The sequence below is a fragment of the Pararhodobacter sp. SW119 genome, from assembly GCF_017811755.1.
Taxonomy (GTDB): domain Bacteria; phylum Pseudomonadota; class Alphaproteobacteria; order Rhodobacterales; family Rhodobacteraceae; genus Pararhodobacter.
On the sequence record NZ_JADDJF010000003.1, the window covers coordinates 84,613 to 102,625 of the forward strand.

Here is an 18,013-nt window from a genome sequence, read left to right on the forward strand (position 1 = left end):
TGCTTGCTCCCGTCACTCGGCCGCGACCGCGGCGCTGGCGGGCTTGCGTTCGCCCACGCTCGTCACGGTTTTCCACAGGTTGTAGCACATGATGATCCCCCCGATCAGGAACAGCGTCCCGCCCAGCGCACGCACCACGTACATCGGGAACTTCGCGGCCACGGTGTCGGCAAAGGAGTTCACGAGGAAGCCCTGCGCGTCGACCTGGCGCCACATCAGCCCCTCCATGATGCCGGTCACCCACATTGACGCCGCGTAGAGCACGATGCCGATGGTGGCGAGCCAGAAGTGCCACGAGACCAGCGACAGGCTGTAGAGCCCCTCGCGCTTCCACAGGCGCGGCACCAGGTAGTAGAGCGCGCCGAAGGTGATCATGCCGTTCCAGCCCAGCGCGCCGGAATGGACATGGCCGATGGTCCAGTCGGTGTAGTGCGACAGGCTGTTGACCGACTTGATCGACATCATCGGGCCTTCGAACGTGGCCATGCCGTAGAAACCGACGGCGACGACCATCATGCGGATGACCGGGTCGGTGCGCAGCTTGTCCCAGGCGCCCGACAGCGTCATCAGCCCGTTGATCATGCCACCCCAGGACGGCATCCACAGCATGATGGAAAACGTCATGCCCAGCGTCTGCGCCCAGTCGGGCAGCGCGGTGTAGTGCAGGTGGTGCGGACCGGCCCAGATATAGAGGAAGATCAGCGCCCAGAAGTGGATGATGCTGAGCTTGTAGCTGTAGACCGGACGCTCGGCCTGCTTGGGGATGAAGTAGTACATCATCCCCAGGAAGCCCGCGGTCAAAAAGAAGCCCACGGCGTTGTGGCCGTACCACCACTGGATCATTGCCGACTGCACGCCCGACCAGACCGGCACCGACTGCGAGCCGAAGATCGACACCGGGATCTGGATGTTGTTGACCACATGCAGCATCGCCACGGTGATGATGAAGCTCAGGTAGAACCAGTTGGCGACGTAGATATGCGGCTCGCGCCGGTTGATCAGCGTGCCCATGAAGACCGCCAGGAAGGCCAGCCAGACAAAGGTCAGCCACAGGTCGGCCAGCCACTCCGGCTCGGCGTATTCGTTGCCCTGGGTGGAGCCCAGCACATAGCCCGTCGCCGCCAGCACGATGAACAGCTGGTAGCCCCAGAAGACGAACCAGGCCAGGTTCCCGCCCCAGAGCCGCGCCGCGCTGGTGCGCTGCACGACATAGAAGGCGGTCGCGATCAGCGCGTTGCCGCCAAAGGCGAAGATCACCGCCGAGGTGTGCAGGGGCCGCAACCGGCCGAAGTTCAGGTAGGGCGCGGCCCACTCGAAATTCAGCTGCGGAAAGGCCAGCTGGAAGGCGATCCAGACCCCGACGAGGAAGCCGACGACCCCCCAGAGGGCGGTCGCGATCACCCCGGCGCGGACGACATCGTCCATGTATTCGGCCGGATTGTGCACCGCCGCCGGTTCACCGACATGGCGGATCTGCCACAGAAACAGCCCGGCCGCGGTCACCATGATGATGATCATGTGCGCCAGATGCGCCGGATCGCGGGCGAAGTTCGCGATCACGGCCGCCAGGATCGTGACCGCCGCCAGCAGGAAAAGCTTGGCGAAATCCCACATCGGTTGCGTCCCCTCGTTCTCGAATCGTTGTTCTTGTCGGCCAGCATAAAGCTAGACGTCGCCGCCGATCTACAATGCGCGTTATGGCCGCATCCAAAACCTGTAACCTTGATTCAGGTCAAGGAAGCCGCGGCACCGCCCTTGACAAGGATCAAAGCGGAAAGCGACCTTTCAGGTCAATCCTTTAATATCGGAAATGTCGCAGCCCGACGACGCAGGAGAGGTCATGGACTACAAATCGATCACCACCTTCATCGGCTCGGAGAGCGAGCTGAAGATGACGCTGCCTGCCGCGATGGATTTCACGCGGACGCAGGACGGTCATCTGAGCACCTGCCTGCTGGGGGTCGACATGACCCCCGCGGGGGGATTCTACATGGGCGCCTCGCCGATCCTGTTGCAGGAGACGCTGGAGCGGGCGCAGGGCGATGCCGAGGCGCTGGAAAAGCTGGCGCGCAAGCAGCTCGACCAGCAGACACTGCGCTGGTCGACCGAGTCGGCGGTGGTGCAGTTCGGCGGGCTGCCCGGCATGGTCGGGCTGCGCGCGCGGTTCAGCGACCTGGTGATCCAGGCGCGCCCCTATGGACGCGACGCGCTGCCGACGCAGGAGGCGGTGATCGAATCGGCGCTTTTCGAAGGTTGCGCGCCGGTGCTCGTGGTTCCCGAGACCGGGCTGGGGCCGAAGTTCGGGCAACGGATCGTCGTCGCCTGGAACCAGTCGAACGAGGCGTTGGCCGCCGTGCGCCGGGCCCTGCCGCTGCTGCGCGAGGCCGATCAGGTCTGCGTCGTCATCGTCGATCCCCCGTCCCACAGCCCCGAAAGGTCGGACCCCGGCGGCCTGTTGACCCAGATGCTGGCGCGTCACGGCGTCCGGGCCGAGGTCTCGGTCCTGGCCAAGACGCTGCCCCGCGTGTCCGACGTGCTGATGCGCCACATGGGCGATATCGACGCGGGGCTTCTGGTCATGGGCGCCTATGGCCATTCGCGCCTGCGCGAGGCGATCCTGGGCGGGGCCACGCGCAACCTGCTGGAAAACACCGAATGGCCGGTCTTTCTGGCGCATTGATCCGGGCGCCCGACTCTTGGTGCGGAAACAGATGGTTTCCCTGAGGTTAACGCCCAAAAGGAAACCGTTTCCGTTCAGTGACTTGATGCCTATGTGCAAGTTGCACACCCCCCCGCGGCGGCATTCCGGGCGGATGCGGCCGTCGGCGGGGCCAAGTCCCGCGCGGCCTCAGCGCCGGCCGAACCCCATGCGCGCCATCAGCCCGTCCCGGCGGATGAAGTGATGCCAGAGCGCCGCAACGATGTGCAGCGCGATCAGCGCCATGAAAAGCCGCGACGCCAGACCGTGGACCTGCCGCGCGGTGTGGCCGGCGAAATCGGGCGGCATCGGGCCGCTTCCGAACACGGCGTCCGGCAACCCCGACGCGCGGGCGAAGGTGATGCCCGAGCCGGCCATGACGAAGGCGAGCAGGTAGAGCGCCGCGTGATTGAGCCGCGCCAGCCGGTCCAGCACCGCATTGCCGGTCTCAGCGGGGGGCGGCACGCGCGTACTCAGGCGCACGGCAAGGCGCAGGAGCATGAGGAACAGCGTCACCAGGCCCAACCCCATGTGCAGCCGGAAGGACAGCATCTTGGCGGGGTCGTCATTGGCAAGCGGGGCCAGCAACACCGTGCCGGCAAACAGCAGCCCGATCAGGCAGAAGGCCAGCGCCCAGTGAAGCACGACCAGCGCGGGGTGGTATCGCGCGGGCATGGGACCTCCGGCAGGGGCCTGGGTGGTGGCCCGTTCAGCCAAAGCGCGGCGCCCGGTTCTGCATCGTCGCGGTCACCGCCTCGATCTGTTCGGGCGTGCCGATGATCCCCGCCTGCAGCCGCGCTTCCAGCGCCAGGTGCGCCTCGTCGCCGGGCCAGGCGCTGCGGACCATCGACTTCATGCCGCTGACCGCGGCGGGATTGCGCGCGGCGATGACCCGCGCCAGCGACCGCGCGGCGTCCATCGGGTCCTCGGCGATGCGGGTGACGAGGCCCAGCGACGCGGCCTCCGCCGCGCCGAGGACGCGGGCGGTCAGCATCAGTTCCAGCGCCTGATCGGCGCGCAGGATTCCCGGCATCAGCCGGGTGATCCCCATGTCGGGGACAAGGCCCCATTTCGCCTCCATGATCGACAGTTGCGCGTCGGGGGCGGCGAGGCGGATGTCGGCCCCCAGCGCCAGTTGCAGCCCGGCCCCGAAGACCGGCCCGTGCAGCGCCGCTATCACCGGCACCGGCAGATCCGCCCAGACCGTGCAGGGATGCTGGAAGCGGTTCGCGGCCTCGCCCGGCAGCGGCGTGACGATCTCGTCCCGCAGCGCGCCGATGCGGCCGGCAAGGGCCATCAGGAGGCCCGTGTCGATGCCCGCGCAAAAACCCCGGCCGAGGCCGTGCAGGATGACCGCGCGCAGCCCTACGGTGCCCATCAGCGCGCGCCCGGCCGCCGACAGCGCGTCGAACATCGCCTCGTCCATCGCGTTCAGCTTGTCGGGGCGGTTGAGCGCCACTTCGGCGACGCCACCCGCCACGCGCACGCGCAGCCGGTCGTGGGAGAGGGCGTCGCGGGGGATCGCTTCAGTCGACATGTGGGGCCTTTCGCCGGGTCGGAACAGGCTGGCAAAGTGGCGGGGACAAGGCAAGCGAAACCTCTGCGCGGCGGGGCATCACCGAGTGCGCGACGCGTCGCTTGTGGGGCCGCCTGCCTTTGCTATGCTGGGTTGAATCTTGTGTCGAATGCGGGGGACTCATGCGCTGGATCTTCAGGCTACTGGGCGTGCTGCTGTCGCTTGCCATCCTCGCCGTCGCCGCGCTGTTCCTGATCCCCGCCGACCGGGTCGCGCGCATCGCCACCGACCGGTTCGAATCCGCGACCGGCCGCGCGCTCAGCATCGCCGGGCCGGTGCGGCCGTCGATCTGGCCGGTGATCGGCGCGCGGATCGAGAATGTGCGCCTGGACAATGCGGCCTGGTCCGACGCCGGGCCGATGTTCGAGGCCGACGCGCTGGACCTGGGGCTGGACCTGCAGGCGCTGATCGGCGGAGATATTGTCATCACCCGGCTGGAAGCGGTGGCGCCGCGCATCCTGCTGGAGCGCGAGGCGGACGGCACGACGAACTGGGACTTCGCACGCCGCGGTCCGGCAACGCCCGCCGCCGGCGGCGCGGAGGGGCGCCGGATGTCGCTGGCGCTGGCGCAGATCACCAACGCGACGCTGCAGTTTCAGGACCGCGCCGCCGCGGTCGACCTACGGTTCGAGGGGGTGGATCTGGAACTGTCGCTGCCCGATCTGGCCGGCCCTGGCGCATTGCGCGCGACCGGACGCCGCAACGACCAGGACTTTGCCGCCGAAGCCCGGATCGACGGGCTGCAGCGATTCCTCGACGGGGCGGTGACGCCGCTGGTCGCCACGCTGGAGGCCGGCGGCAGCCGCGCGCATTTCGAGGGCCGCGCCGGGATCGCGCCGCTTGCCGCCGAGGGGCGGCTGTCGGTCGAAGGGCCGGGGCTGGCGCCGCTTCTGGCGCTGGCGGGCCAGCGTGGGGCCGAACCGTTGCCGCCCGCGGCGCGACCCTTTGCGCTGGCCGGGCAGGTGACGCTGGCCCCGGCCGGCAGCCTGCACCTGCGGGAAGGGGTCTTGCGGCTGGGGCCCAACCGGCTGACCGCGGCGCTGGACCTGGTGCAGGACGGCCCGCGCCCGCGCCTGACCGGCGAGATCGCCGCCGAGACGCTGGACCTGACGGCGCAGACCGGCGGCGGTGGTACCGGCAACGGGGCCGGCGCGGAGGGCTGGTCGCGCGCGCCGATCGACGCCTCGGCCGTCGGGCTGGTGGATGCCGCGGTGACGCTGCGCGCCGGCGTCGTCGAAACCGGTTTCGGCCGGATCGCGCCGTTCCGCGCCGGGCTGACCATCGACCGGGCGCGCGCGGTCTTCGATCTGCGCGAGGTCGGCCTGTTCGGCGGGCGGCTGGGCGGCGAGTTCGTGATCAACAACCGCTCGGGCCTGTCGGTCGGCGGCGATCTGCGCGCGGAGGAGGTCGCGCTGCTGCCCCTGCTGCAACAGGTCGCGGGGTTCGACCGACTGACCGGGACCGGCGCGGCGAGCCTGCGTTTCCTGGGCGCCGGGCAGTCGATGGACGCGATCATGCGCAGCCTGTCGGGCGAGGGGCGTGTGGATCTGGGCCGGGGCGAGATCGTCGGGCTGGACCTGGCCGGGATGCTGCGCAATCTCGACATGTCCTACATGGGGGATCGCAACCGCACGATCTACGACACCCTGACCGGGACCTTCGCCATCCAGGGCGGGGTGCTGCGCAACGACGATCTGCGCATGGAGGCGAGCGCCATCACCGTCGACGGGCGCGGGTCGGTGGACATTGGCGCGCGCACGCTGGATTACCGCGTGATCCCGACCGCGCTGCGCGATGCCGAGACCGGCCGCGCGATCCGGGTGCCGCTGCAGGTCACCGGCCCCTGGGACGCGCCGCGCTTCCGCCTGGACCTGGAGGGGCTGGCCGAGGAGCGCCTGCGCGAGGAACGCGCACGGGTCGAGGAGCGCGCGCGCCAGGAGGTGGAGCGCCGGCTGGGGATCGAACGGCAGGAGGGGCAGTCGAGCGAGGATGCCCTGCGCGAGCGCCTGGAGGAGGAAATCGGCCGCGGGCTGCAGCGCCTGCTGCGGCCGCGCGACTGATCCGGCTTCCGCTTCGTCTTTCGTCTCATCGCATCAATCGGCGCGCTGACCCCGCCGCGGCGGGGAAAAGTGCTCAAGCTTGAGCAACTGGCCCCTCGGCGCGAAAAAGCGTCGAAGTTTTCAGCTTCTGGCCCCGAAGGTGAAAAGAAATGACGCGAAAGGGCCGGAAAGTGGAAAATAGAGACGATTTTCGGGTTCCGAATTTATGCCCGTTTTTTAGCTTTTTTGTTGGTCATGGAATTTCGAATACCACATATGGTGTACCTTTCCGCCGAAAAGGCCGCGCAGCCGCGGTTCCCTGACCCGGACGGCGGGACGGGAATGAACAGCTGCAGCTATTGCATTCATTCGCACACCGCCGCGGCGCGCGCCAAGGGCATGAGCGAGGGCTGAGCCGGTCAATCGACCGGGCTGAGGAAGCGCGCCTCGAAGGCTTCCGCGTCCAGCGGGTGCGACAGGTAGAAGCCCTGCGCCTGATCGCACCCCGCGCGGCGCAGCCAGTCGAACTGTTCCACGGTCTCGACGCCTTCGGCGACGCTGCGCAGCCCGAAACTGTGCGCCAGGCCCAGGATGCCGGTGACCAGCTGTTCGTCGCGCGGCTTGCCGCTGCCGATCCGGGCGACGAAACTGCGGTCGATCTTGACCTCTCGCAGGGGCAGTTCCTGCAGGTAGCGCAGCGACGAATAGCCCGTGCCGAAGTCGTCGATGGCGAATTCCACGCCGGCCGCGCGCAGCGCCTCGATCCCGTCGCGGGCGCTGCCGCCGATTTCCATCAGCGCGGTTTCGGTGATCTCGAACAGGATCTGATCGGCGGTCAGGCGGTGTTCGCGCAGCTGGTCGATGACATGCGCGGCGAACCCCTCGCTGGCCAGCGACAGCGTCGAGACATTGATCGCCATGTGCAGGCGCAGCCCGACGCGGCGCCAGCGCGCAAGCTGTTCGAAGACCAGCGTGACCATCGCGCGGTCGATATCGGCGACGAGGCCGATGGTCTCGGCCAGCGCGATGAACTCGTCCGGGCCGACCTCGCCCAGGTCGGGGTCGGACCAGCGCAGCAGCGCCTCGGCCCCGGCGAGGGTGCGATTTTGCCCGTGGAGTGCGAATTTCGGCTGAAAGGCGATGCGGAACCCGCTGGCGTCGAGGACCCGATGCAGGCCCTCCATCAGGCGGCTGCGCCGGTCCACGACCTTCAGCAGCGACGGCTCGAAGCAAGCGATCTCGCCCCGGCCGCGGGACTTGGCGCGAAAGAGCGCGACGCTGGCGGCGCGGATCAGTGCGTCCGCGCCGGGGCCGTCCGCGGGGAATTGGGCGACTCCGATGGAACAGGCGCTGCGCAGCGCCCCGGTGCCCAGCAGCGCCGGTTCGGACAGCCGCGCGCGCAGCCGGGCGGCCTGGTCCTGCGTCTCGGCCAGATCCTCGGTCGGCAGGATGAGGGCGAATTCGCCGCCGCCGAGGCGGGCGGCAAACCCGCCGGCGCTGGTCACCGCCTCGAGCCGGCCGGCGGTGGCCCTGAGGATCGCGTCCCCGGCCGGGTGGCCGTGCGCATCGTTGATCAGCTTCAGGTCATCGATGTCCAGGATCAGCAGGGCGAAGGGCTGCGGCTGGGTCTGCAGTGTCAGGCTGCCCAAGACCTTGTGCAGATAGGCGCGGTTGGGCAGATGGGTGATGGGATCGTGGTAGGTCAGACGCTCGGCACGGGCGACCGCGGCCTGCAGCGCGGCCTGCCACTCCACCCGGTCGGACAGGTCCGAGGTGATGCCGCCGATCGCGTAGACCTTGCCCGCGTCGTCGCGCAGCGGAAACTTGTCGATGCGAAAGCTGCGCCCGCGTGCGCCCGGCTGGTTGGCGTAGAAGGCGCGGGGTTGCCCGGAAAGCAGGACCTCATGGTCGCTGCCGCGTGCGCCGAAGACATGCGCGCTGGCCGCCGCGGGCGGCAGGGCGCCGGCTTCGAGCGCGGTGCGGCTGGTGCCCAGTTCCCGCGCGATCGCCGAATTGGCCAGAAGGCAGCGCCCGTCGAGGTCGAAGGCGAAGATCATCGCGGCCGAGGAGTCGATCAGCGACTGATAGAGCGTGCGCTCTCGCGCGTGGCTGGCCAGATCGGGGCGTTCGACCGCGACGAGTTGGAATTCGGCGGCATTCACCGCGCCGAAGGGCAGGTCCGACAGATGCGCCTCGGCCGGGACAGGGTGGCCGTCGTCGCAGCGCATGGTCAGATCGCCGATGAGGCGCGCGGCCCGGTCGGGCGTGGCCCCCGCGCGCATCGCCTCGAAGAGCGCCACCCGCCCGCGCCCACCAAAGAGCGCGAAGGCGCTTTGGTCCGCAAGGGAGGCCTCGTCGTCGGCGCACCAGCGCCGGCGGGCGGCGGCGTTCCCCTCGACGATGCGGCCGCGGGCATCCAGCGCCAGCGTCGGCAGCGGCAATTCCTCGAAGAGCGCGGCGTAGCGCGCGCGCTCGGCTTTCAGCGCCTCCAGATCGACCCGCATCTGCCCCTGGCGCTGGCGCAGCATCGCCATCTCGCGCCGCAGGCGCGCGAGATCGGCGCGATCAGGCATGCGGGGCACCCGGTCCGCGGGGCGCGGCGTCGGGGGCGCGCGCTCCGCGGTCACAGACCTCTCGACACTGGCTCATCGGCACCTCGCCTGGCTCGGCCTGCGCGCCCGTGACGGATCGCGCAGCGTGAAGGCTCGTCAGGCGGTGACCCCGTCGGAGAGCGCGTATCGCCGCAACCATCTACAACTAGAAAGTGTATCCTGCACGCATGCAACCGTCAACGATCACAAGGCGATGTTGCCTGCCGGGGAGGGACCGAGTCTTTTCTGCAACGCCGATCTGCAACGCCGGTCGTCAGGACACGAAATCGACATGCCGCGCCAGCGGCAGGGTGCGCAGGCGCTGGCCGGTCAGGTCGAAGATCGCGTTCGCCAGCGCCGGGGCGGCGGGCGGCGTTCCGGGCTCGCCCACGCCGCCCAACCGGGCCTGCACCTGCAGGATCCGCGTCTCGATCCGCGGCACGGCGGAAATGCGCAGCGCGTCGTAGTCGTCGAAATTACGCTCCTGCACCTCGCCGTCCGCGAAGGTGATCTCGCCCCGCACCGCCGCCGACAGTCCGAAGATCAGCCCGGACTCCATCTGCGCCTGCACGATCCCGGGGTCGAGGGCGCGCCCGACGTCGCAGGCGATCCAGGCCCGCGCGATGCGGATGCGCCCGTCCTCGTCTACCACCTCGATCACCTGGGCGACGGGCGTGCCGAAGGACCAGACGAAGGCGACGCCGCGCCCCGTGCCCGCCGGCCTCTCGCCGAACCAGTCCGACATCCGCGCCACCTGGTCGAGCACGTTCGCCGCGATCTCGGATTCCGGGCGGATCGCTTCCAGCCGGAATTCCATCGGGTCACGCCCGGCGGCATGGGCCAGTTCGTCGACGAAGCTTTCGTGGATGAAGCCGTTGTGGCTGTGCCCTACCGAGCGCCAGAAGCCGAGCGGAATGTCCAGATCCGCGAGGTACCCTTCGACGCGATAGTTCGGAATGGCGTAGGGCTGATCGAACGCGCCCTCGACATGGCCCGTGTCGGGCCCGAAGGCCGGCAGCCCGGTCATCCGCACCACCGCCTGCCGCGTGACCGAGGGTGCGGCGATCCGCGCCTCCAGCGCCGTCGCCCGGCCCGCCGAGACCACGCCGCGCATCCGGGCGATGACGCCGGGGCGGTAGAAGTCGTGGGTCATGTCCTCTTCCCGCGACCAGGTGACCTGCACCGGCACGTCCGGCATTTCGCGCGCGACCCGCGCCGCCAGCGCCGAATAATCCGCCTCCAGCCGCCGCCCGAAACCGCCGCCCAGGAACGGCGTGTGCACCGTCACCTGGTCGGGGTCCAGCCCCACCGCTTCGGCGGCCAGGCGCGCCTGTACCAGCGGCGTCTGGTTCGGCGTCCAGAGTTCCAGCGCATCGCCGGTGAAGCGCGCCGTCGCCGTCATCGGCTCCATCGTCGCGTGGGCGAGGAACGGCAGGCGGTATTCGACCTCCAGCACACTCTCCGCGCCCTCCAGCGCCTCCTCGATATCGCCGTCGTTGCGCAGGCGGGAGTTGCGCCTGCCGTCGAAAGCCTCGGCGATGCGGGCGAAGATCGCCTCGGTCGTCTCGGGATAGGGGGCCGGGCCCCAGTCGATCGTCACCGCCTCGGCCGCCCGGATCGCGGTCCAGGTGTTGCGCGCGACGACCGCGATGCCGGTGCGCAGGTCGATCACGCGCTCTACCCCCGGCATCGCCAGGGCGGGGGCCGGATCGAAGCCGCGCATCGTCCCGCCCAGGCGCGGCGACATGCGCACGGTGGCGAATTTCATTCCGGGCAGGCGGATGTCGACGCCATAGATCGCCGCGCCGGTCGCCTTGGCCTGCATGTCCGGCCGCGGCAGCGACCGGCCCAGCAGGCGCCATTCTGCGGGCGAGCGGGGCTCCACCTGCGGCGCCGGTCGCCGGGCGGCGGCTTCGGCCAGCGCGGCATAATCCAGCCGCCGGCCGTCCGGCGCCAGCACCGCGCCGGCCTCGGTGCGCAGGTCGGCGACCGGAACGCCCAGCCGGTCCGCAGCGACCGACTTCAGCGCCTCGCGCGCGCTGGCGCCGGCCAGGCGCAGGCTGTCGTAGCCGTCGCGGATCGAGGTCGAGCCGCCGGTGATCTGCAGGCCGAAAACGCGACTGACCGTCCCGGCGGCCCCGGCAAGCCGGTGCTGCATGTCGGTCATGGCATAATCGGCGAAGGGCAGGCCCATCTCGGCCAAAGCGGCGTTGTGATAGGCCGCCGAGGCCGGCCCGTGGATCAAGCGCACCGCCTCCCACGCCAGATCCAGCTCTTCTGCCAGAAGCGCGGCCAGCGTCGTCTGCGCGCCCTGCCCCATTTCCGCGCGCCCGACGACCAGCGTCACGCCGCTTGCGTCGATGATCAGGAAGGGATTGAGGCTGACCCCCTCGACCGGGCGCAGGGGGTTCTCGACCGGTCTGGTCAGCTTCCAGACACCGAAGGCCGCACCGCCGGCGATGGCGACGGACCCGACCAGAAAGGTCCGCCGGGCGATCTGTCCCGCGCGCGCCATGGATCAGGCCCGCCGCAGGGTTTCGGCGGCCTCGTGGATCGCGTCGCGGATCCGGCTGTAGGTGCCGCAGCGGCACAGGTTGCCGGCCATCCATTCGTCGATCTCGGCGTCGCTGGGATCGGGCACCTCGGCCAGCAGCGCCACCGCCTGCATGATCTGGCCGGACTGGCAATAGCCGCATTGCGCCACCTGGTTGCGTATCCAGGCATCCTGCACGGGATGCAACGTGCCGGTGCGGAGAGGGCCGTCCGTGTCGGTATCGGGTTGCTGATCGGCTGGGGGGGCCATTGCCAGCCCCTCGATCGTGACGACCTCGCCCCAGATGTCGGCCAGCGCCACTTGGCACGACCGGACCGCCTCGCCGCCGATGTGGACGGTGCAGGCGCCGCAGGCCGCGATGCCGCATCCGAACTTGGTGCCGGTCAGGTTCAACTCGTCGCGCAGCACCCACAGAAGCGGGGTGTCGTCGGCCGCGTCCACCGTCACCATCTCGCCGTTGACCGTCAGGTTGCGGGCCATGACACCTCCTGCCGGCCCGGTGCCGGCCGCATCGCCTCAGGGGTCGACTTAGCCAACTGCCGGGCGATTTCCAGTTCCCCCTGTCAAAGTACCACGACGCGCGTGCCGCGCCCGACGCGCCCGTAAAGGTCGATCACGTCGTGCTGCAGCATGCGGAAACATCCGGCCGACGCGCGATGCCCGATCGACCGCCATTCCGGTGTGCCGTGGATCCGGATCCCCTCGTCCACGCCCGACGGGATCGTGCGCATGTAGAGCGCGCGCGCGCCCAGCGGGTTGCGTGGGCCGCCCGCCTGTCCGTCCGCCCAGCGTTCCAGCGACGGGTCGCGCTCGATCATCGAGGGCGTCGGCGTCCAGCTGGGCCAGCGCGCGGTGCGGTAGATCTCGGCCTCGCCGGTCCAGCCCAGCCCCTCGCGCCCGACGCCGATGCCGTAGCGCAGCGCATAGCCGTCTTCGAGCACCAGATGCAGAAGCCCCTGGTCCGAGCGGATGACGATCGTCCCCGGCGGTTCCTCGGTCTCGAACGGCACGACCTGACGATGCAGCCATTCCGGAATCTGGCTCAGGTCGATCGCCGGAATCGCATGCGGCCCGTCGCGCCGCGCCGCGTAGTCGAGCGGCGGCACCTCGGGCGGGGGCGGCCGCATCACGCAGCCCGCCACCGCCAGCGCCCCGGTCGCGCCCAGAACCCATCGGCGGGAAACCATCACCATTGCAAACTCCGACTCATGAACATGCTTTTACCATCGCCGAATTGCAGGAGGCGGTCCAGCGCCCAGGGCCAATGGGTGCAAATTGGCCACAGGCCGGAAAACCCCTAGACCGAAGTTATGTCGCCGCGACCGGCGCTCCGGCTCGGCCGCCCGACGCGCGCTCAAAGCTCCGTGCGCAGGTGCCAGAGTTCGGGGAAAAGCTCCACCTCCAGCATGCGGCGCAGGTACTGCACGCCGGCGGTGCCGCCGGTGCCGCGCTTGAAGCCGATCACGCGCTCGACCGTGGTGACGTGGTTGAACCGCCAGCGGCGGAAGTAGTCCTCGAAATCGACCAGCTTCTCGGCCAGCTCGTAGAGCTCCCAATGCGTCTCCGGCGCGGCGTAGACGGCAAGCCAGGCCTGCTGCACCGCCGGATGGGGCGTCCAGGGCGTGCGCAGGTCGCGGTCCGTGACCTCGGCGGGGATGTCGAAACCCGCGCGCTTGAGGCAGCCGATCGCCACATCGTAAAGCGACGGGCGGGCAAGCTCCGCCTCCAGCGCCGCGGTCAGGTCGGCGCGGTGGGCATGCGGGCGCAGCATCGCCAGGTTGCGGTTGCCGACCGCGTATTCGATCAGCCGGTACTGCCACGACTGAAAGCCCGAGGATTGGCCCAGATCATCGCGAAAGCGCGTGTATTCGCTGGGCGTCATCGTGCGCAGCACGTCCCAGGCGTTGTTGAGCTGCTCGAAGATCCGCGCCACCCGCGTCAACATCTTGAAGGCCGGGCGCAACTCCCCGCGGCCGAGCCGCTCGCGCGCCGCGCCGATCTCGTGCAGCGCCAGCCGCATCCACAACTCGGATGTCTGGTGCTGGATGATGAACAGCATCTCGTCATGCGCCTGGCTCAGCGGCTTCTGCGCGTTCAGGATCGCGTCCAGGCCCAGGTAGTCGGTGTAGGACATGCGCCCGTCAAAGCGCATCTCGGCGCCTTCGGTCGCGGGGTCGTAGGGTTTCTTGCTCATCGGACACTCCATGGCGGAAAGGGGCGGGCGGACCCCCTCAGCGCGCGTCCGGCGCCCCGATCCGCGCCAACCGCCGCCAGAGCGCGACCCAGCCCGCCGGCCGGCAGAGCGGCGGCAACCCGGCAGGCTTCATCTGTCCACAAATATCCCGGGGGGTGAATTCGCGCAGCGAAGAGGGGGGCAGCGCCCCCCTGCCTTGCGCTCGCGGCGTAGCGGCCCCGCTCATGTCACGCGCGCCCGCTGGCGGTATTCGGCGCGGTCCCAGGCGCGGCTCTCCATCACCTCGGCCAGCACGGCGACGGCCCGCGCAACATCGTCAAGCCCGATGAAGAGCGGCGTGAAGCCGAAGCGCAGGATATCGGGTGCGCGGAAATCGCCGATCACGCCGCGCGCGATCAGCGCCTGCATGATCGCGTAACCCTCGGGATGGCGGAAGCTGACCTGACTGCCACGCCGCGCATGGTCGCGCGGCGTGGCCAGGTCCAGGTCGGGGCAGGCATCCTCGACGCCGGCGATGAAGGCGTCGGTCAGTTCCAGCGAGCGCGCGCGCAAATCGGCGATCTCGACCCCGTCCCAGACATCCAGCGCGGCATCGAGCGCGGCCAGCTGCAGGACCGGCGGCGTGCCCACGCGCATCCGCTCGATCCCCGCGCCGGGGCGGTAGTCGAGGTCGAAGGCAAAGGGCGCCTCGTGGCCCAGCCAGCCCGACAGCGCCGGCACCGCGCGGTCGGCATGGCGCGGTGCGACGTAGATGAAGGCCGGGCCGCCGGGGCCGGAATTGAGGTACTTGTAGGTGCAGCCCACGGCGAAATCGGCGCCCCCCTCGGCCACCTTCACGTCGGTCGCGCCGGCCGAATGCGCCAGATCCCAGACCGCCAGCGCGCCCGCTTCTTGCGCCTTCGCGGTCAGCCGCGGCATGTCGTGGCGCCGGCCCGTGCCGTAGTCGACCTCGGTCAGCATCAGGACCGCGACGCTCTCGTCGATGGCATCCTCGACCGCCTCGGGCGCGACGGTGCGCAGCGTGTATCCCTGCTTCAGCATCCCGCACAGCCCCTCGGCCATGTAGAGGTCGGAGGGGAAGTTGCCGGTATCGGACAGGATCACCCGCCGGTCGGGGCGCATGTCCAGCGCCGCGGCCAGCGCCTGAAAAACCTTGATCGACAGCGTATCGCCCATCACCACATGGCCCGCCTCGGCCCCGATCAGCCGCGCGATCCGGTCGCCGATGCGGGCGGGCATGTCCATCCAGCCGGCGCGGTTCCAGCCGGTGATCAGCATCTGGCCCCATTCGTCGGTGATGGTGCGGGCCACCCGGTCCCGGACACCTCGGGGCAGCGGCCCCAGCGAATTGCCGTCGAGGTAGATCACGCCCTCGGGCAGATCGAAAAGCGCGCGGGTGCGGGCGAAGTCGGTTGTCATGGCGGACTCGCGATCAGGGGGCGTGGCGCAGGATAGCGCCGACCCGGTATTATTTCAAGCTTGAATTATCTTGACCCGTCGCCTGCGCGGCCTTCACAGCCAGTCCCGCAGCACCGGGATCAGGGGCAGGTCGGCGGGCGGCATCGGGTAATCGCGCAAACTGGCGGGACGCACCCATTTCAGCGCCTGCCCCTCGCGCGGGTGCAGCGTGCCGGCCCATTTGCGGCAGGCGAAAAGCGGCATCAGCAGGTGGAAATCCGGGTAGGCGTGGCTGGCAAAGGTCAGCGGCGCGAGGCACGACGCCCAGGTGTCGATGCCCAGTTCCTCGTGCAACTCGCGGATCAGCGCGGCTTCGGGCGTTTCGCCGGGTTCGACCTTGCCGCCGGGAAATTCCCACAGGCCCGCCATCGACTTGCCCTCGGGCCGCAGGGCCAGCAGCACGCGGCCATCGGGGTCGATCAGCGCCACCGCCGCAACCAGCACGACCCTCACATGGGGCCGGGGTTCTGCCCCGGAAACCGGCATGCCTGGGGACGGATGCGCCGGCATGTCAGGACCGGTAGTCGGCGTTGATCTCGACATAGCGATGCGTCAGGTCGCAGGTCCAGACCGTGGCGCTGCCCTTGCCGAGGCCGAGGTCGACGCCGATCTGCAATTCGTCCTGCTTCATGTAGGCCGCGCCCGCCGCTTCCGCGTAGTCCGGATCGACCATCCCATCAGTCGCCACGGTGATATCGCCGAAAAAGATCGCCAGCTTGTCGCGGTCGGCCGCGGCGCCCGACTTGCCCACCGCCATGACGATGCGGCCCCAGTTCGGGTCCTCGCCGGCCAGGGCGGTCTTGACCAGGGGCGAGTTGGCGATGGCCAGCGCGCAGCGCTTGGCGTCGTCGTCGTTCTCGGCGCCGGTCACCGCAATCTCGACGAACTTGGTCGCCCCCTCGCCGTCCCGCACGACCTGATGCGCAAGGTTCAGCATGACATCGGCCAGCGCCTTCTCGAAGGCCTTGGCCGATGCCGCGCGCATGTCCGACAGCGTCGCGCCGCTCTGGCCCGTCGCGGCGACGATCAGCGTGTCCGAGGTGGAGGTGTCGCTGTCCACGGTGATGCAGTTGAAGGTCCGGTCGGTCAGCCGGGTGACCATGGATTGCAGCCCCTTCTGCGGCAGGCCGATATCGGTGAAGATGTAGACCAGCATCGTCGCCATGTCGGGCGCGATCATCCCCGACCCCTTGGCGATCCCGGCGATGCGCACGGTCTTGCCGTCGATCTCGATCTCGGCGACCGCGCCCTTGGGGAAGGTGTCGGTGGTCATGATCGCGCGCGCCGCCTGCGGCAGCGCCTCGGGCGACAGGCCGGCGATCAGGTCGTCGATCTTGGCGCTGATCCGCTCGTGCGGCAGCGGCTCGCCGATCACCCCGGTCGAGGCGGTGAAGACGCGCGACGCCGGCAGCCCGGTCCGTTCGGCCAGCTGCGCGCAGAGGGCCTCGACCGCGGCCTGCCCGCGGGCGCCGGTGAAGGCGTTGGAATTGCCGGAATTGACCAGGATCGCGGCGCCCTTGGCGGCGTCGGCGGTCTGCGCGATCTTGTCCTGGCAGTCACGCACCGCAGCGGAGCGGGTCTGCGAGCGGGTGAAGCTGCCGGCAACGACCGTGCCCGGCGCCAGCCGCGCGAGCATCACGTCGAGCCGCCCCTTGTAGCGCACGCCGGCCTCGATCGCGGCGAATTCGGCGCCGGCGATGACCGTCAGATCGGGAAACCCGTCCTTCGGGGCCAGAGGCGAGACCGCCGCGGTCTTCTTCGGCAGCAGGGCCTCGGACAGGCGGGCGCGCAACGACTTCGCCCGGGACTTCCACTTCTTCGCCTTGGTCTTGTGCCGGTTCGCCATGTCCACCCCCACGCCGCATCGAAAAGGCCCCCCCCGACATGGGGACGGGCCCGCCGTTCATACGCGGCGCGCGCTCAGTCGTCCAGAAGCTCGCGCTGGCCCAGGATCGACGGGTCCATGTCGGTGGCGAGGTTCTCGACCTCGGCGGCGGCGCGCAATTCCTCGACGAAGGCGCGCGCGGCCTCGCGCTGGATCTCGCCCGAGAGATCCTCGCGCACCTCCTCCAGCGGCGGCACCTGCGCGTCGCGCCGGTCGATCAGCCGCACGATATGCCAGCCGAACTGCGTCTCGATGGGCGGCGAGACCTCGCCGGGTTCCAGCTCCATCACCGCCGCCTCGAAGGCCGGGATCATGACGCCCTCGCCGAACCAGCCCAGATCGCCGCCCGACTGCGCCGACCCGTCGATGGAGCGTTCGCGCGCCACCTCGTCGAACGGCCGCCCGCCGTCGAGTTCGGCCGCGACCTCCTCGATCTCGGCTTCGCTCTGCACCAGGATATGGGCGGCGTTGTATTCGGTCTCGGGCTCGCCCTGCCCGAACTCGGCGGCGAAGGCCTCATAGGCGGCGGCGATCGCCTCGTCGCTGGCGGCGGCGATGGCGACCTCGCTCAGCGCGGCGTTGGCGGTGAAGTTGCGCACCTCGTTGTCCAGCATGCTGCGCTGGCGGCGGGTCAGGTCGTCGGCCTTGTGCTGGTGCAGCAGTTCCTGCTCGATCAGTTGCTCGACGATGGCGGGAAACAGCGTGGTATCTGGCACGCTGAGGAACTGCTCCGGCAACTGCTCGCGCAGGGCCAGCGCGTGGCCCAGCGTGATCTCGGCCTCGCCGACGCGGGCCAGCACCGTGGCGGCGTCCGGCGCATCCTGGGCCTGGACCGGCAGTGCCAGGGTCACGGCCAGCGCCGCGGCGGAAAGAAAGGTCGTGTTTCTGCGCATTCGATGCCTCCTCGGCGCGCGCGGTGCGGGCGCGCGCAATTGACTCCCACGGGGCCGGCCCTTACATCGCTGGCTGACTTTTGGCTGGCGTGGCGGCCCGGTTCGCCCTGCTTCTAAGGCAACCG

14 protein-coding genes are annotated in these 18,013 nt (G+C 69.7%); 2 read left to right on the top strand and 12 right to left on the bottom strand.

The genetic code is table 11. The annotated features are described in order from the left end of the window. Positions 1-12: 12 nt before the first annotated feature. Positions 13-1,614 (bottom strand): cytochrome-c oxidase, cbb3-type subunit I, encoded by a 1,602-nt coding sequence (gene ccoN / locus IM708_RS03415; protein ID WP_209424913.1) that lies wholly within the window; start codon positions 1,612-1,614, stop codon positions 13-15. 226 nt (positions 1,615-1,840) lie between these two features. Between ccoN and IM708_RS03420 the strand changes: the two genes are divergently transcribed. Continuing rightward, positions 1,841-2,680: a universal stress protein gene (locus tag IM708_RS03420; protein WP_209424914.1), complete on the top strand. Its 840-nt coding sequence runs from the start codon at positions 1,841-1,843 to the stop codon at positions 2,678-2,680. A 168-nt stretch (positions 2,681-2,848) separates the two neighbouring features. On the opposite strand, the gene IM708_RS03425 is transcribed toward IM708_RS03420, so the two are convergent. Together IM708_RS03425 and IM708_RS03430 are read right to left on the bottom strand one after the other, a co-directional pair. After that, positions 2,849-3,373 carry a cytochrome b/b6 domain-containing protein gene (locus tag IM708_RS03425; protein WP_209424915.1) on the bottom strand — a complete coding sequence of 175 codons (525 nt, stop codon included), beginning with the start codon at positions 3,371-3,373 and terminating at the stop codon, positions 2,849-2,851. A 34-nt stretch (positions 3,374-3,407) separates the two neighbouring features. Continuing rightward, complete coding sequence (locus IM708_RS03430) at positions 3,408-4,235, bottom strand: crotonase/enoyl-CoA hydratase family protein (RefSeq protein ID WP_209424916.1); 828 nt, start codon at positions 4,233-4,235, stop codon at positions 3,408-3,410. Between the two features lie 161 nt (positions 4,236-4,396). Between IM708_RS03430 and IM708_RS03435 the strand changes: the two genes are divergently transcribed. Next, complete coding sequence (locus tag IM708_RS03435; protein WP_209424917.1) at positions 4,397-6,334, top strand: AsmA-like C-terminal region-containing protein; 1,938 nt, start codon at positions 4,397-4,399, stop codon at positions 6,332-6,334. A gap of 398 nt (positions 6,335-6,732) precedes the next feature. Here the strand turns inward: IM708_RS03435 and IM708_RS03440 are convergent, their stop codons facing one another. The 9 genes from IM708_RS03440 to IM708_RS03480 form a co-directional block, all read right to left on the bottom strand. Beyond that, on the bottom strand, positions 6,733-8,886 hold the full coding sequence (locus tag IM708_RS03440) for an EAL domain-containing protein (protein WP_209424918.1): 2,154 nt from the start codon (positions 8,884-8,886) through the stop codon (positions 6,733-6,735). A 292-nt stretch (positions 8,887-9,178) separates the two neighbouring features. Next, on the bottom strand, positions 9,179-11,419 hold the full coding sequence (locus IM708_RS03445) for a molybdopterin cofactor-binding domain-containing protein (protein ID WP_209424919.1): 2,241 nt from the start codon (positions 11,417-11,419) through the stop codon (positions 9,179-9,181). A 3-nt stretch (positions 11,420-11,422) separates the two neighbouring features. Continuing rightward, positions 11,423-11,938 carry a (2Fe-2S)-binding protein gene (locus IM708_RS03450; protein ID WP_209424920.1) on the bottom strand — a complete coding sequence of 172 codons (516 nt, stop codon included), beginning with the start codon at positions 11,936-11,938 and terminating at the stop codon, positions 11,423-11,425. A gap of 83 nt (positions 11,939-12,021) precedes the next feature. Continuing rightward, a complete protein-coding gene (locus tag IM708_RS03455; protein WP_209424921.1) occupies positions 12,022-12,651 on the bottom strand; it encodes a L,D-transpeptidase in 630 nt (209 codons plus the stop codon). Between the two features lie 161 nt (positions 12,652-12,812). Beyond that, entirely contained in the window at positions 12,813-13,652 is an 840-nt protein-coding gene (kynA, locus tag IM708_RS03460; protein ID WP_209424922.1) for a tryptophan 2,3-dioxygenase, read from the bottom strand. A 222-nt stretch (positions 13,653-13,874) separates the two neighbouring features. After that, entirely contained in the window at positions 13,875-15,071 is a 1,197-nt protein-coding gene (gene kynU / locus IM708_RS03465; protein WP_209424923.1) for a kynureninase, read from the bottom strand. A gap of 93 nt (positions 15,072-15,164) precedes the next feature. Next, on the bottom strand, positions 15,165-15,563 hold the full coding sequence (locus IM708_RS03470; protein ID WP_348524935.1) for a (deoxy)nucleoside triphosphate pyrophosphohydrolase: 399 nt from the start codon (positions 15,561-15,563) through the stop codon (positions 15,165-15,167). A gap of 58 nt (positions 15,564-15,621) precedes the next feature. Next, the gene (gene argJ, locus IM708_RS03475; RefSeq protein WP_209424925.1) at positions 15,622-16,956 is read right to left on the bottom strand and encodes a bifunctional glutamate N-acetyltransferase/amino-acid acetyltransferase ArgJ; all 1,335 of its coding nucleotides are present in this window, start codon (positions 16,954-16,956) and stop codon (positions 15,622-15,624) included. Positions 16,957-17,030: 74 nt separating this feature from the next. Further along, on the bottom strand, positions 17,031-17,888 hold the full coding sequence (locus tag IM708_RS03480) for a peptidylprolyl isomerase (RefSeq protein ID WP_209424926.1): 858 nt from the start codon (positions 17,886-17,888) through the stop codon (positions 17,031-17,033). Between the last annotated feature and the right edge of the window lie 125 nt (positions 17,889-18,013).

Coding starts and splice junctions, on each gene's coding strand:
- ccoN (WP_209424913.1), bottom strand. CDS start 1,614: ATGTGGGATTTCGCCAAGCTTTTCCTGCTGGCGGCGGTCACGATCCTG.
- IM708_RS03420 (WP_209424914.1), top strand. CDS start 1,841: ATGGACTACAAATCGATCACCACCTTCATCGGCTCGGAGAGCGAGCTG.
- IM708_RS03425 (WP_209424915.1), bottom strand. CDS start 3,373: ATGCCCGCGCGATACCACCCCGCGCTGGTCGTGCTTCACTGGGCGCTG.
- IM708_RS03430 (WP_209424916.1), bottom strand. CDS start 4,235: ATGTCGACTGAAGCGATCCCCCGCGACGCCCTCTCCCACGACCGGCTG.
- IM708_RS03435 (WP_209424917.1), top strand. CDS start 4,397: ATGCGCTGGATCTTCAGGCTACTGGGCGTGCTGCTGTCGCTTGCCATC.
- IM708_RS03440 (WP_209424918.1), bottom strand. CDS start 8,886: ATGCCTGATCGCGCCGATCTCGCGCGCCTGCGGCGCGAGATGGCGATG.
- IM708_RS03445 (WP_209424919.1), bottom strand. CDS start 11,419: ATGGCGCGCGCGGGACAGATCGCCCGGCGGACCTTTCTGGTCGGGTCC.
- IM708_RS03450 (WP_209424920.1), bottom strand. CDS start 11,938: ATGGCCCGCAACCTGACGGTCAACGGCGAGATGGTGACGGTGGACGCG.
- IM708_RS03455 (WP_209424921.1), bottom strand. CDS start 12,651: ATGGTGATGGTTTCCCGCCGATGGGTTCTGGGCGCGACCGGGGCGCTG.
- kynA (WP_209424922.1), bottom strand. CDS start 13,652: ATGAGCAAGAAACCCTACGACCCCGCGACCGAAGGCGCCGAGATGCGC.
- kynU (WP_209424923.1), bottom strand. CDS start 15,071: ATGACAACCGACTTCGCCCGCACCCGCGCGCTTTTCGATCTGCCCGAG.
- argJ (WP_209424925.1), bottom strand. CDS start 16,956: ATGGCGAACCGGCACAAGACCAAGGCGAAGAAGTGGAAGTCCCGGGCG.
- IM708_RS03480 (WP_209424926.1), bottom strand. CDS start 17,888: ATGCGCAGAAACACGACCTTTCTTTCCGCCGCGGCGCTGGCCGTGACC.